Annotated in this window: 14 protein-coding genes; all 14 read right to left on the minus strand. The window is 37.8% G+C overall.

Going from position 1 to position 14,518, the window contains the following annotated elements; all coding sequences use genetic code 11:
- Positions 1-36: 36 nt before the first annotated feature.
- The 14 genes from NLJ82_RS18485 to trmFO all read right to left on the minus strand — a co-directional run bounded on the left by NLJ82_RS18485 (position 37) and on the right by trmFO (position 14,472).
- Positions 37-1,737, minus strand: coding sequence for a proline--tRNA ligase (locus tag NLJ82_RS18485; protein ID WP_000814304.1), 1,701 nt, complete (start codon positions 1,735-1,737; stop codon positions 37-39).
- A gap of 109 nt (positions 1,738-1,846) precedes the next feature.
- Entirely contained in the window at positions 1,847-3,103 is a 1,257-nt protein-coding gene (gene rseP / locus NLJ82_RS18490) for an RIP metalloprotease RseP (RefSeq protein ID WP_001090248.1), read from the minus strand.
- Between the two features lie 16 nt (positions 3,104-3,119).
- Positions 3,120-4,262: a 1-deoxy-D-xylulose-5-phosphate reductoisomerase gene (dxr, locus tag NLJ82_RS18495; RefSeq protein ID WP_000790352.1), complete on the minus strand. Its 1,143-nt coding sequence runs from the start codon at positions 4,260-4,262 to the stop codon at positions 3,120-3,122.
- 23 nt (positions 4,263-4,285) lie between these two features.
- Positions 4,286-5,077 (minus strand): phosphatidate cytidylyltransferase, encoded by a 792-nt coding sequence (cdsA, locus tag NLJ82_RS18500; protein WP_000813584.1) that lies wholly within the window; start codon positions 5,075-5,077, stop codon positions 4,286-4,288.
- 17 nt (positions 5,078-5,094) lie between these two features.
- Positions 5,095-5,871, minus strand: a complete 777-nt coding sequence (uppS, locus tag NLJ82_RS18505) for an undecaprenyl pyrophosphate synthase (protein WP_000971300.1) — start codon at positions 5,869-5,871, stop codon at positions 5,095-5,097.
- Between the two features lie 85 nt (positions 5,872-5,956).
- Positions 5,957-6,514, minus strand: coding sequence for a ribosome recycling factor (frr, locus tag NLJ82_RS18510; protein ID WP_000531500.1), 558 nt, complete (start codon positions 6,512-6,514; stop codon positions 5,957-5,959).
- Between the two features lie 2 nt (positions 6,515-6,516).
- A complete protein-coding gene (pyrH, locus tag NLJ82_RS18515; RefSeq protein WP_000042663.1) occupies positions 6,517-7,239 on the minus strand; it encodes a UMP kinase in 723 nt (240 codons plus the stop codon).
- A 66-nt stretch (positions 7,240-7,305) separates the two neighbouring features.
- A complete protein-coding gene (gene tsf, locus NLJ82_RS18520; RefSeq protein ID WP_001018580.1) occupies positions 7,306-8,193 on the minus strand; it encodes a translation elongation factor Ts in 888 nt (295 codons plus the stop codon).
- 103 nt (positions 8,194-8,296) lie between these two features.
- Complete coding sequence (gene rpsB / locus NLJ82_RS18525; protein ID WP_000111483.1) at positions 8,297-8,998, minus strand: 30S ribosomal protein S2; 702 nt, start codon at positions 8,996-8,998, stop codon at positions 8,297-8,299.
- Positions 8,999-9,346: 348 nt separating this feature from the next.
- Positions 9,347-10,126 (minus strand): GTP-sensing pleiotropic transcriptional regulator CodY, encoded by a 780-nt coding sequence (gene codY, locus NLJ82_RS18530; RefSeq protein ID WP_000421288.1) that lies wholly within the window; start codon positions 10,124-10,126, stop codon positions 9,347-9,349.
- Positions 10,127-10,203: 77 nt separating this feature from the next.
- Complete coding sequence (hslU, locus tag NLJ82_RS18535; protein WP_000550081.1) at positions 10,204-11,595, minus strand: ATP-dependent protease ATPase subunit HslU; 1,392 nt, start codon at positions 11,593-11,595, stop codon at positions 10,204-10,206.
- Between the two features lie 22 nt (positions 11,596-11,617).
- Positions 11,618-12,160 carry an ATP-dependent protease proteolytic subunit HslV gene (gene hslV / locus NLJ82_RS18540; RefSeq protein ID WP_000526273.1) on the minus strand — a complete coding sequence of 181 codons (543 nt, stop codon included), beginning with the start codon at positions 12,158-12,160 and terminating at the stop codon, positions 11,618-11,620.
- A 42-nt stretch (positions 12,161-12,202) separates the two neighbouring features.
- Complete coding sequence (gene xerC / locus NLJ82_RS18545; RefSeq protein ID WP_001101228.1) at positions 12,203-13,102, minus strand: tyrosine recombinase XerC; 900 nt, start codon at positions 13,100-13,102, stop codon at positions 12,203-12,205.
- A gap of 65 nt (positions 13,103-13,167) precedes the next feature.
- Complete coding sequence (gene trmFO, locus NLJ82_RS18550) at positions 13,168-14,472, minus strand: FADH(2)-oxidizing methylenetetrahydrofolate--tRNA-(uracil(54)-C(5))-methyltransferase TrmFO (protein ID WP_012644562.1); 1,305 nt, start codon at positions 14,470-14,472, stop codon at positions 13,168-13,170.
- Positions 14,473-14,518 lie beyond the last annotated feature (46 nt).

Genomic DNA, 14,518 nt, shown 5'->3' on the forward strand with positions numbered 1-14,518 from the left:
AGAAAGAGAAGGTACCTCATTACGAGGTACCTCTTCCTATTTTAAAATATTAGCAATATATGTTTGAAGTTCTTCTACTTTTACTTCTTCAGACTCACCTGTAGCACGTACTTTCACTTCTACAATACCTTCGTCTGCTTTTTTACCAACTGTCACGCGAACTGGAAGGCCGAATAAATCAGCATCAGCAAATTTAACACCTGCACGTTCTGCACGATCATCTAGTAATACTTCATATCCTTGCTCTTGTAATGAGTTGTAGATATTTTCACCCATTTCACGTTGTGCATCAGATTTCATATTTACTGGAATTACATGCACATGGAACGGTGCAACAGCTTTTGGCCAAACTAAACCGTTCTCATCATTAAACTGCTCTGCAATTGCTGCCACTGTACGAGACACACCAATGCCGTAACAACCCATAATAAGTGGTTGTGTTTTTCCGTTTTCATCTAGGAATGTTGCGTTCATTGCTTCACTATAACGAGTTCCTAATTTAAATACATGACCAACTTCAATTCCGCGTGCGAAAAGAATTGTTCCGTTTCCGTCTGGAGATTGGTCTCCTTCTTGAATGAATCGTAAATCCGTATATTGACTTACTTTAAAGTCACGTTCTGGATTTACATTTACATAATGGAATCCTTCTTCGTTCGCTCCTGAACATCCGTTGACAATTGATGCTACAGCGTGATCAGCAATAATTTCGATATCACCTGTTACACCAATTGGACCTAATGAACCAACTTCACAATGTAATAATTCTTTTACTTCTTCATGAGAGGCAAGCTCAACAACTGAAGCACCGTATACATTTTTCACTTTTACATCGTTTACTTCATGATCACCACGAACAAGTACAACTACTAATTTCTCATCTACTTTAAATACCATAGACTTAATGCACTTTTCAGCTTCGATGTTTAAGAATGCAGATACTTCTTCAATTGCTTTTTGGTCTGGTGTTGCTACTTTTTCAAGCGCTTTTTCTGCTTCGTCACTCTTCGTATACGTAGCTACAACAGGAGCCATTTCAATGTTCGCTGCATAATCAGATGTATCAGAGTATGCAATTGTATCTTCACCAACATCAGATAATACCATAAATTCATGTGTATCTTTTCCACCCATTGCCCCAGAATCAGCAATAACCGCACGGAAATTCAAACCACAACGAGCAAAAATATTAGAGTATGCTTTGTATAAGCGATCGTATACTTCATCTAAGCTCTCTTGCGTAGCATGGAAAGAGTATGCATCTTTCATTAGAAACTCTCTTCCACGTAATAAACCGAAACGAGGTCTTTGTTCATCACGGAATTTTGTTTGAATTTGATATAATGTTAACGGTAATTTTTTATATGATTTCACTTCATCACGTACAAGATCCGTAATTACTTCTTCATGTGTCGCTCCTAATGCAAATTCACGAGCGTTACGATCTTTCATACGCATTAATTCAGATCCGTAAGAATACCAACGACCTGACTCTTGCCATAATTCTGCAGCTTGCATCGCTGGCATTAATAATTCTACAGCACCTGCGCGCTCCATTTCTTCTCGAACGATACGTTCTACTTTGTGTAGTACTTTTAATCCAAATGGTAGAAAACTATAAATACCAGAAGCATTTTGACGCATAAAACCTGCACGAAGTAATAACTGATGACTCTTAATCTCCGCATCAGCTGGAACTTCACGTAATGTAGGACTGAATACCATACTTTGTTTCATCTATTCGCACCTCTTCATTTTACTCTTACACGCAGGAAAACCCCTCACCTCGAGTTAGGTGAGGGATTTTATTCTACGAGCTCTATTTCATTATAAGTTTCACTTTATTTTACAAGAAAAACTTACGAATGTCATTCCAAGTTACAACTAACATAAGTAACATTAATAATGCAAAACCAATAAAGTGAACCATTCCTTCTTTTTGACGATCAATTGGTTTCCCGCGTAACGCCTCAATTAAGAAGAAGAACAAACGTCCACCGTCTAAAGCAGGAACTGGTAGTAAATTAAATAAACCAAGGTTAATACTTAAAACGGCTGCTAAACTTAAAACACGCGTAAATCCATAATCTACAACTTGATCTGTTAGATTATAAATTCCTACTGGACCTGACAACTCATTAATAGAGAATTGACCAGTTACTAATTTCACAAGAGACTCAAAAATTAGTTTCGTCCATTGGTATGTTTGTTCAAAACCTGATTTAATAGAACCCATCACTGTTTTCTCTACAGGAGAGTAAACACCAATTCTACCAACTTCTTCTTTACCTTCTTTATCAAGCGTTGGCGTTACTTTCACATTAAACTGTTCACTATCACGCTTTACTTGTAACGTAATTTCTTTATTTGGATTTTCACGTACAATGGTAACAACATCTTTCCATGTACTTGTGTTTTTCCCATCAATAGCTTGAATTGTATCATTTTCTTTTAATCCAGCTTGCTCTGCTGCACTATTCTCCATCACTTTTCCGACCATTGGTTTGTCAACAGGAACACCTTGTACAAATCCAAGAATCACAAAAATAACAAATGCTAAAATGAAGTTCATTGCAGGACCCGCAAAGATCGTTAAAGCACGTTGACCTAATTTCTTAGAGCCAAACTGTCTATTATACGGAGCAATTTGAATTTCTTCACCAGCAGTAATAATACGAGCCTTTTCATTCACTCGGAATGTTTGAAGCTCTTCCTCGTACTCTTCATAACCCGAAATTGTTAAATTATGCTCTAAATCAGATTGTTCGACTTCAATAACGCGAACATTTGGATACTTTTCATATCCATCAAAAACTAATTTTACAACTTCGTCTTTTTCGTTTAATACAAGGCCAACCTTTTTCCCAGGCTTTAACTCAACTGTATCTGCATCCTCGCCAGCCATTCTTACATAGCCGCCAAGGGGCAGTAATCGAATCGTATACACCGTTTCATTCTTTTCAAATGAGAATATTTTCGGACCAAAACCAATCGCAAACTCACGGCATAAAATACCTGCTCGTTTTGCGAAATATAGATGCCCTAGCTCATGGAAAAATACGAGTGCACCGAAAATTAATATAAAGGCAATCGCTGTATTCAATTCCATACCACCTTTGCTAAATTTGTTCCATCACAAACCGTCTTGTGGCTGCATCAATTTCCAGAATTTCCTCTAAGCTTGGACGTGCAATGACATTGTGATGGTTCATTGCTTTTTCAATGAGGTCTTCCACTGTCAAGAAACCAATTCTCTTTTGTAAAAAAGCTTCAACAGCTACTTCATTCGCTGCATTCATTACAGCTGGCATACTTCCACCTGTTTTTCCAGCTTCATACGCAAAGCGCAAGCAACGGAAACGTTCTTGATTCATTTTCTCAAAATGCAATGTACCCATTTCCCATAAATTTAACTGCTTTGTGTCTGAAAGAGGTAATCGATCAGGATATGTAAGTGCGTATTGAATTGGCACTCGCATATCAGGTGAGCCAAGCTGTGCCATCACACTACGATCTTCAAATTCAACCATAGAATGAATAATACTTTCTTTATGTAAAACAACATCGATTTGCTCGTAAGGGATACCAAAAAGCCAATGTGCTTCAATTACTTCTAGCCCCTTATTCATCATTGTAGCAGAATCAATTGTAATTTTCGAACCCATTGACCAGTTTGGATGTCGAAGCGCATCTTCTACGGTCACATGATGCAATTCATCTCTCGTTTTATCACGGAAACTTCCACCAGAAGCCGTTATAATTAGTCGAGAAATTCTTTTTTCATTTTCACCATTCAAGCATTGAAAAATAGCTGAATGTTCACTGTCTACTGGAAGTAACGAAACATTATGTTTTCGCGCTGCTTCCATTACAAGATGCCCTGCAGTTACTAACGTTTCTTTGTTTGCAATTCCAATTGTTTTTTTCGCCTCAATTGCACGAAGTGTTGGTAACAACCCTACGCTACCTACAACAGCATTTACTACGATCTCCGCATCTGGATGTAATGCTACTTCTAAAAGTCCTTCACTACCATATACAACTTTTGTATTACCAGAGACAGCTTGTAATTTTAAAACATCTTCCTCTCTTTGCACAGAGACAATTTGCGGAGAAAATTCTTGAATGACTTTTACTGCGTAGTCAATATTTTTCCCTGCAGAAAAAGCAACGAGACGGAATTGGTCTGGGTGCGAGCGTAATACATCTAAAGTTTGTGTACCAATTGATCCGCTTGCACCTAATAAACTAATGTTTTTCATGACTCCAACCCCTCGTTCATTTATTAATTGTATTGTAATAAGAAGTAGAGAATTGGTAAAACGAATAACCAACTATCTGTTCGATCTAATATACCACCATGTCCAGGTAAAATTGTACCTGAATCTTTTACGCCATAATGACGTTTAAATGCAGATTGTACTAAATCACCAATTTGTCCAAAAATAGAAATGATAATTGTCAGCACAATTAAAATTACTACATTCGATTCCACTGGGAAAAACATGTTGTAAACAAGCGCTACAATAATTCCACAAACGATGCCGCCTAATGAACCTTCAATCGTTTTATTTGGACTAATTTCTGGCCATAACTTTCTTTTTCCTAATGCTTTTCCTACGAAATATGCGCCTGAATCAGTAGCCCATATAACAAATAATGCGCAAAACACATATTTAATTCCTAAAATTCTCGTTTCATTCAAATATAAGAATCCCATTGCAACATATGTTGTTGCCATTAGTAAAAATGAAGCATTGTCAAAAGTAAATGTATTCTTAGAAAGGACTGTATATGATAAAAGTAATAGAACAATCACAAATGTGATTTCTAATTTACCTAATCCAATCCAAGTAAACAGTTCTGATGCACTACTTGGAATTAAAATAATCCATAATAATACTGCAGCTAAAACTGTTGGTACTGAAATAAGCGTAAGCTTATTCATACGAATTAATTCATATAAACCTATAGAAGCAAGTGCATACACTAAAACCGTAAAAGGCACGCCACCGTAAATTACGATGGGAATGAATAGCGCGGCAGCAACCACTCCAGTAATAATTCTCTGTTTCACTACCAAACCCTCTCTTTCTACACGCCTCCGAATCTGCGCCCTCTATGCTGAAAGTCTGTAATCGCATTTAGCAAATGTTCCTCGGTAAAATCTGGCCAATACACATCTGTAAACCAAAATTCCGAATATGCAATTTGCCATAACATGAAATTACTAATACGTAGCTCTCCGCTCGTACGGATTAACAATTCTGGGTCAGGTAAAGAACTCGTCATTAAGTAGGAAGAAAGCATTTCTTCGCTTACATCTTCAACACGAACTTTTCCTTCCTCACGATCTTTCATCATATGTTGCACAGCAGAAACGATTTCATCTCGACTTCCATAGTTTAACGCGAAATTCAGAATTAATCCCGTATTCTCTTTCGTCTCTTCCATGGCCTTTTCCATCGCTCTGCGTGTATGCGTAGGAAGACGATCTTGTTGCCCTATTACACGGACTTGTACGTTCTCTTCAATCAATTCTGGTAAAAATGTACCTAAAAATTCTTCCGGAAGCTTCATTAAATAATCAACTTCCTTTTTTGGTCTTTTCCAGTTCTCAGTTGAAAAAGCATAAAGAGTTAATACTTTCACATTAAGTTTGCTTGCAAATTTTGTGATTTTCTTTACAACTTGCATGCCTTCATGATGTCCCGCAATACGAGGCATCGCTCTCCTCTTTGCCCACCTTCCATTACCATCCATAATGATGGCAATATGTTCTGGGATGTATCCTTTTTTCACTTCTTCAACGAGATGATCAAACGATGTGTCCTTTTTACCTTTAAAAAAAGGAAAGTTTTTAAACATCATTCATACCCTCCAACAAGCAGACGTATGCCTAAAAGTGTAAAAAGACCCCCTTAAGAAGAGGGTCATATTTGCGAAAGTATCGCTATTACACTTCCATGATTTCTTTTTCTTTGTTTTTTGCGATTTCGTCAACTTTTGCAATATATTTATCTGTTTCTTTTTGGATATCTTCAGTATATCCTCTTAAATCGTCTTCTGTAATCTCGCCAGCTTTTTCAAGCTTCTTAAGATCATCGTTACCGTCACGACGTACGTTACGAACAGCAACTTTTGCTTCTTCAGCATATTTTTTCACAACTTTTACAAGATCACGACGACGCTCTTCTGTTAATGCAGGGAATGCAATACGAATTACAGTTCCATCATTAGAAGGGTTTAATCCTAAATCTGCTTTTAAAATTGCTTTTTCGATATCACCGATAGAAGTTTTATCATACGGTTGAATTACAAGTAAACGTGCTTCTGGAACTGTAATGTTCGCTAATTGCACAACTGGTGTTGGTGCACCATAGTAATCAACTTGTACTTTATCTAATACAGACGCGTTTGCACGACCAGCGCGAACTGTTGCTAATTCGCGTGAATAAGCAGCAACCGCTTTTTCCATTTTTTCATTTGCAGACTTCAATACTTGTTGTCCCATATTTATTTCCCCCTTACAACTGTTCCGATATTTTCGCCTAACACGGCACGTTTAATATTCCCTTTTTCCATAACTGAGAATACAATTAATGGAATATCATTATCCATACATAGAGAAGAAGCTGTAGAATCCATTACACCTAAACCTTCTTTTAATACATCTAAGTAAGTAAGTGTTTCGTATTTCGTAGCTGTTGGGTCAATAGATGGATCTGCATTATATACGCCATCCACATTGTTTTTCGCCATTAAAATTACGTCAGCTTCAATTTCCGCCGCACGTAATGCTGCCGTTGTATCTGTAGAGAAGTATGGGTTACCAGTACCTGCTGCAAAGATAACAACACGTTTTTTCTCTAAGTGACGAACTGCTTTACGACGAATGTAAGGCTCTGCCACTTGACGCATTTCAATTGAAGTTTGTACGCGAGTTTGAATCCCGATGTTCTCCAAGCTATCTTGAAGAGCTAATGAATTCATAACTGTCGCTAACATGCCCATGTAATCCGCTCCTGCACGATCCATGCCCATCTCACTTCCAATTTTCCCACGCCAAATGTTACCGCCGCCAACAACAACAGCAACCTCTACATCTAGTTCTGCAATTTCTTTCACTTGTTCCGCAACTGACTTAATAACAGCTGGGTTGATTCCAAATCCTTGCTCGCCAGCTAAAGCTTCTCCACTCAGCTTTAAAACGACACGATTATATTTCGGTTTACTCATAATGAACCTCCAATTGCTTACATCTTTATTTTAAAAAAGGGAACACAATGTGTTCCCTAATCTGTATTAGTTACTACCTTTTACTTGGTTCATTACTTCTTCAGCAAAGTTGTCTTCGCGTTTTTCGATACCTTCACCAACAGCGTAGCGAACGAATCCTTTTAATGTTGCGCCTTTAGACTCAACGAATTGACGAACTTTCATATCAGGGTTTTTAACGAATGCTTGGTCAAGTAAGCAAATCTCTTCGAAGAATTTGCCTAGACGGCCTTCAACCATTTTTGCAACGATTTTTTCAGGCTTGCCTTCGTTTAATGCTTGTTGTGTTAATACTTGACGCTCATGCTCAACTTCTTCAGCTGTTACAGCATCACGATCGATGTATTTTGGGTTAACTGCAGCGATGTGCATTGCTACGTCTTTAGCAGCCGCTTCATCAGTAGAACCTTCAAGAACTGTTAGAACACCAATGCGTCCACCCATGTGTAGGTAAGCACCGAATGCATCTGCATCAGTTTTTGATACGATTTCGAAACGACGAAGTGTAAGCTTTTCACCAATTTTAGCGATTGCTTCGTTGATGTGCTCTTCAACTTTTTTACCGTTTTCCATTGTTTGAGCCATAGCTTCTTCAACGTTAGCAGGCTTCTTAGCTAATAAGTGAGCAGCTAATTCTTTAATTAATGTTTGGAAACCTTCGTTTTTCGCAACGAAATCAGTTTCAGAGTTTAATTCTAAGATTAAACCGTCGTTACCGTTTGTTTCGATGAAAGTTAAACCTTCAGCAGCGATGCGGTCTGCTTTTTTAGCAGCTTTCGCGATACCTTTTTCACGTAAGAAGTCAATTGCCTTCTCCATGTCGCCGTTAGTTTCTGTTAAAGCTTTTTTGCAGTCCATCATACCTGCGCCAGTTTTTTCACGTAATTCTTTTACCATTTGTGCAGTGATTGCCATACTTTTCATCCTCCTAAAATATGTATTTATACCTTTTATAAAGGTGTTTATACCTTAAAAAAGGTGATAAAAGGCCGAACCCCTTATCACCTTTCCAACTTTGTTACGCAGTAACAGTTTCTTCACCTTGTTTTGCTTCAAGGATCGCGTCTGCCATTTTAGATGTAAGAAGTTTTACAGCACGAATTGCATCATCGTTCGCTGGGATAACGTGATCGATTTCGTCTGGATCACAGTTTGTATCAACGATACCGATGATTGGAATGTGTAATTTGCGTGCTTCAGCAACTGCAATACGCTCTTTACGAGGGTCTACTACGAATAATGCACTTGGAAGACCTTTCATATCTTTAATACCGCCTAAGAATTTTTCAAGACGCTCTAACTCTTTTTTAAGTTGAACAACTTCTTTCTTAGGTAGTACTTCGAAAGTACCATCTTCTTGCATTCTTTCGATGTCTTTAAGACGCTTGATACGCTTTTGGATTGTTTGGAAGTTAGTTAAAGTTCCACCTAACCAACGTTGGTTAACGAAGTACATACCAGCACGAGTTGCTTCTTCTTTAATAGCTTCTTGTGCTTGTTTTTTAGTACCTACGAATAAGATGTCTCCGCCTTCAGCAGCGATGTCACGCATAACTTTGAAAGCTTCCTCAACTTTTTTCACAGTTTTTTGTAAGTCGATGATGTAGATACCGTTACGCTCTGTGAAAATGTAACGCTTCATTTTTGGGTTCCAACGACGAGTTTGATGTCCGAAATGAACACCAGCTTCAAGCAATTGCTTCATAGAAATTACTGACATAATATAGTTCCTCCTAAATGGTTTTTGATATCCTCCGTTTACTTCATCTCTAAGCGAAACTACAAACGTAGCACCAACACTTAAATCAGTAAACGTGTGTACTTTGTACTGACACCACTGCTTACTATATCATACTGAAATATTACAATCAAGTCGAAAATGCGAACAATGTAAAACTTTCTTTGTTCATACTCGAATTCTAGTATTACCAACCTGCATTTCTTTTAAGCAAAAAGTGAAATGCAATTCATGGCTTTTCAAAAAAATGCGATTATGACGCTATGTACGAACAACATCAATCTGTTATACAAAAAAACTCTCCTCAAAAAATGAGAAGAGTTTTATAAATTAGTTTGTTTTTAATTTAGCAAGTTCATGTAAGAATTTGTCGTTTAATACTTTAATGTATGTTCCTTTCATACCTAAAGAACGCGACTCAATTACACCAGCACTTTCTAATTTACGAAGTGCATTTACGATTACCGAACGAGTGATTCCTACACGGTCAGCAATTTTACTTGCAACAAGTAAACCTTCTGTTCCGTTTAATTCTTCGAAGATGTGCTCGATTGCTTCTAACTCACTGTAAGATAATGAGCTGATCGCCATTTGAACAACAGCTTTGCTACGCGCTTCTTCTTCAATTTCTTCTGCTTTTTCACGTAAAATTTCCATACCTACAACAGTTGAGCTGTACTCAGCAAGAATTAAATCATCATCTAAGAACTCTTGACCAAGACGAGCTAAAACTAATGTACCTAGACGCTCACCGCCACCAACGATCGGTACGATTGTAGTTAAGCCTTGACCAAATAATTCTTTATTTTCTACTGGGAATGCTGTGTAAGCACTGTTTACATCTAAGTTTGAAGATGTTTCTGTAATGTTGAATAAGCTTTGTGTATACTCTTCTGGGAATTGACGCTCTGCAAGCATTTGTTTCATACGCTCATTCTCGATTTGTTGGTGAATTGCATAACCTAGTAATTTACCACGACGGCTTACTACGAATACGTTCGCTTCGATTACTTCACACATTGTGTCAGACATTTCTCTAAAGTTTACAGGCTTTCCTGCTGCGCTCTGTAATAACGCATTTAATTTTCTTGTTTTTGCTAATAATTCCATTTCAAAAGTTCCTCCTACATGTTACTCACATATTTTTTCATCACTTGGAAACTAGGGCGAGTCACCTGATGACACTATTACAAAATAAACTGGCTCACATCTTTATTTTTAGCAATCGTTGCTAATTTTTCCTCAACGTATTGAGGCGTTATCGTTATTTTCTCTAACGTAATTTCAGATGCTTCAAACGATAAATCTTCAAGGAGCTTCTCCATAATCGTATGAAGTCTTCTTGCTCCAATATTATCTGTATCCTGATTAACTTGATAAGCAATCTCAGCAATCTTACGAATAGCTTCGTCTGAAAATTCAATTTCTATACCTTCAGTCGCTAATAAAGCAATATATTGTTTAATTAACGCATTGTCAGGCTCGATTAATATTTTAACAAAATCATCCGTCGATAATTTTGTTAATTCTACTCGAATCGGAAATCTCCCTTGTAATTCCGGAATCAAATCTGACGGTTTAGACATATGAAACGCTCCAGCTGCAACGAATAAAATATAATCCGTTTTTACTGATCCGTATTTTGTCGCAACATTTGATCCTTCTACAATTGGTAAAATGTCACGTTGCACACCTTCACGTGATACATCTACACTATTCGACTGCTTACCAGCAATTTTGTCAATTTCATCGATAAAAATAATCCCGAGCTGTTCAGCACGATAAACAGCCTCTTGTGTAACTTCATCCATATCAATTAAGCGCTGTGCTTCCTCATTTGTCAAGACTTTTCTTGCTTCTTTTACAGAAAGTTTACGTTTTTTTGTTTTTTTCGGCATAAAACTTCCTAATGCATCTTGAAAATTCATCCCCATTTGTTCCATGCCAGTTCCTTGCAGCATATCGAACATGGAAGACTGTTGTTCAGTCACTTCAATCGATACAATTTCATCTTCAAGAAGTCCTGCAGCAAGCTTTCTTTCCACATCTTGACGTTTCTTTTCGATTTCAACATCTTCCTGTGAATCTGTTGTTTGATTCGAATTTTGAGCGCCACCAAATAGCATTTCTAATGGGTTTTTAAATCCAGATTGCTTCTCCGGACTCGGCACTAAAATTTCAACAAGACGTTGGTTCGCTTGTTCTTCTGCTTTGTCTTGTACTTTTACTACCATTTCTTCTTTCACAATGCGAACTGACGTTTCCACAAGGTCACGTACCATCGATTCTACATCTCTACCTACATATCCAACTTCTGTAAATTTCGTAGCTTCAACCTTAATAAAAGGTGCTCCAACGAGTTTCGCCATTCGTCGTGCTACCTCTGTTTTACCAACACCTGTCGGTCCAATCATTAAAATATTTTTAGGTGCAATTTCATCACGTAGATTTTCAGCTAATTTACTTCGGCGGTATCGATTTCTTAAAGCTACAGCAACCGCTTTCTTCGCATCTTTTTGACCGATAATGTATTGATCTAATTTTTCCACAATTTGACGCGGAGTAAAATGTAAATGCATATAAAATGCCTCCCTTACGATTCTACAATTCTTCCACAATTATATTGTGGTTTGTATACACACAAATATCGCCTGCAATGTTTAAACTCGCTTTCGCAATTTGCTTCGCTGTTAAATGTTCACTTGCATATTGTTTTAAAGCACGACCTGCTGAAAGCGCATAATTTCCGCCAGATCCAATTGCTAAAATACCATCATCCGGTTCAATCACTTCTCCCGTACCTGAAACAAGGAGCATCGTTGTTTTATCCATGACAATGAGCATCGCTTCTAGCTGACGTAACATTTTGTCACCGCGCCATTGCTTCGCCATCTCAACAGCAGCACGCTGCAAGTTTCCATTATACTCTTCTAATTTCCCTTCAAACATTTCAAAAAGAGTAAATGCATCAGCAACTGAACCTGCAAAACCAGCTAAAACTTTCCCTTGAAAAAGTTTACGAACCTTACGAGCTGTATGTTTCATTACAACAGCATTTCCCATTGTCACCTGGCCATCTCCAGCCATTGCACATTCTCCATTATGATGAACTGCAAATATCGTTGTAGCGTGGAAATTTCCCATAGAAAAAACTCCTTTATATGTTTTTATAGCTTTAAAAGCAATTTATGCCCGTGGGTGATGCTTCATGTAGACAGAACGCAATCTTTCTTTAGAGACATGCGTATAAATTTGTGTCGTAGACAAATTTTCATGACCGAGTAGCTCCTGTACAGTACGTAAATCTGCCCCTTCATCTAACATATGTGTAGCAAATGTATGCCTTAACATATGAGGACTTATACGCATTGTCAGTGAAGCTTTCTTAATGAGTTCATTTAATACATAGCGTACTCCTCGACTTGTCAGCGGCGTGCCTTTCGCATTTAAAAATACCATATGAGATTGTTCTTCAGTTTTCTTGGCTAACTGTTTTCTCCCGTTCTCTATATAAGTAATTAAAGCATCTTGTGCATAGCTCCCGAACGGAATATACCTTTGTTTTTTTCCTTTTCCCATTACTAAAATTGTCCCCACCGCAAAGTCAATATCGGTAAGTTGTAAATTGACACATTCACTCACACGGATCCCGGTCGCATACATCAACTCTAATAAAGCTTGATTCCTTTGACCTAACGGGGTTTCCGTATCAGAAACTTCAAATAATTCCTCTAATTCTTCAGCATATAAAAACTTTGGGATTGACAATTCTTTTTTGGGGAGTGACGCAAGTGCAAACGGATTATCCTTCCGATAACCTTCACGCATCAAAAAACGATATAAACTTCGTAAGCTTGATACTTTTCTTGCGACAGATTTACGGGCTAACTTTTCATCGTGCAACGTCGTTAAGTACAAACGAACATCCGCGTATGTAATATCTAAAAAAGAGGATATGCCTTCTCGCTCCATAAATTGCACAAAATGTTCTAAATCATTTTGATAACTTGCAATTGTATATTTTGAATAATTTCTTTCAATTTGTAAATATCCAACGAATAATTGTAACAATTTCTTCACATTCACACAATTCACCTCAATAAAGGCTACTAAATCGTATCACAACTTAGTAGCCTTTGCAAGAAATTTAACTAAATATTTACAAAATTTCGAATCGTTTCTAAAGCGCGTGTTGCATAGGCTTCATTACGTTCTGCTTTCTTTTTAATTTTCTTCTCTAACGGTGCAAACAGACCGAAGTTTGCATTCATCGGTTGGAAGTTTTTTGCATTTGTCGCAGTAATATAATTCGCCATACTTCCCATCGCAGTTACTGGTGGTAATACAACCGGCTCTTCACCTTTTACAAGTCGAGCAGCGTTGATACCTGCTAGCAATCCTGAAGCCGCTGATTCAACATATCCCTCCACTCCAGTCATTTGACCAGCGAAGAATAAATCATCACGTTGTTTATATTGGTATGTTGGACGAAGCAAGTTAGGTGAATTAATAAACGTATTACGATGCATTACACCATAACGTACAATCTCTGCGTTTTCCAGTCCTGGAATCAACTGTAACACTTCTTTTTGCGGTCCCCATTTTAAATGCGTTTGGAAACCTACGATATTGTATAACGTTCCCGCTGCATCATCTTGGCGTAACTGAACAACAGCATATGGCGTTTTCCCTGTTTTCGGATCTTCTAATCCAACAGGTTTCATCGGTCCAAATACTAGCGTTTGTCTTCCTCTACTTGCCATAACTTCTACTGGCATACAACCTTCAAAGAAAATTTCTTTTTCAAATTCTTTTAAAGGTACTGTTTCAGCAGCGATTAAAGCCTCGTAAAAACGGTCAAATTCCTCTTCCGTCATTGGACAGTTTAAATATGCCGCTTCACCTTTATCGTAACGAGATTTTAAATACACTTTATTCATATCAATGCTGTCTTTCTCAACAATCGGTGCTGCTGCATCATAGAAATAAAAGTAGTCTTCACCCGTTAGTTCTTTTAATTGCGCAGAAAGATCAGGCGACGTAAGTGGACCTGTCGCGATAACAGTAGGACCTTCTGGAATTTTAGTGATTTCTTCATTCACCACAGTTACGTTCGGATGATTTTTCACATATTCCGTTACTTTTGCCGCAAATTCATGACGATCTACCGCTAAAGCCCCTCCTGCTGGTACAGAACACTCATCAGCTGCACGAATAATAACAGAATCCATTAAACGCATTTCTTCTTTAATAACACCAACAGCATTTGTTAATGTGTTTGCGCGAAGCGAGTTACTACATACTAATTCTGCAAATTTATCTGTGTGATGAGCTGGCGTTTGCCTTACCGGTCTCATTTCGTATAATCTTACTTGGACACCACGTTTTGCAATTTGGTAAGCTGCTTCACTTCCTGCAAGACCTGCGCCAATGACGTTTACTACTTGTGTTGTCATATATTTATCACCTTTCCTTTTCTTCCCGAAAAAAATGTGAGCAGTT

Origin of the sequence: Bacillus paranthracis (assembly GCF_024296885.1) — a bacterium.
GTDB lineage: Bacteria > Bacillota > Bacilli > Bacillales > Bacillaceae_G > Bacillus_A > Bacillus_A paranthracis.

Bases quoted from the DNA above. Each gene is read 5' to 3' on its own strand.
- NLJ82_RS18485 (WP_000814304.1), bottom strand. From the start codon at position 1,737: ATGAAACAAAGTATGGTATTCAGTCCTACATTACGTGAAGTTCCAGCT.
- dxr (WP_000790352.1), bottom strand. From the start codon at position 4,262: ATGAAAAACATTAGTTTATTAGGTGCAAGCGGATCAATTGGTACACAA.
- uppS (WP_000971300.1), bottom strand. From the start codon at position 5,871: ATGATGTTTAAAAACTTTCCTTTTTTTAAAGGTAAAAAGGACACATCG.
- frr (WP_000531500.1), bottom strand. From the start codon at position 6,514: ATGGGACAACAAGTATTGAAGTCTGCAAATGAAAAAATGGAAAAAGCG.
- pyrH (WP_000042663.1), bottom strand. From the start codon at position 7,239: ATGAGTAAACCGAAATATAATCGTGTCGTTTTAAAGCTGAGTGGAGAA.
- tsf (WP_001018580.1), bottom strand. From the start codon at position 8,193: ATGGCAATCACTGCACAAATGGTAAAAGAATTACGTGAAAAAACTGGC.
- rpsB (WP_000111483.1), bottom strand. From the start codon at position 8,998: ATGTCAGTAATTTCTATGAAGCAATTGCTTGAAGCTGGTGTTCATTTC.
- codY (WP_000421288.1), bottom strand. From the start codon at position 10,126: ATGGAATTATTAGCAAAAACAAGAAAATTAAATGCGTTATTACAGAGC.
- hslU (WP_000550081.1), bottom strand. From the start codon at position 11,595: ATGCATTTACATTTTACTCCGCGTCAAATTGTGGAAAAATTAGATCAA.
- hslV (WP_000526273.1), bottom strand. From the start codon at position 12,160: ATGGGAAATTTCCACGCTACAACGATATTTGCAGTTCATCATAATGGA.
- trmFO (WP_012644562.1), bottom strand. From the start codon at position 14,472: ATGACAACACAAGTAGTAAACGTCATTGGCGCAGGTCTTGCAGGAAGT.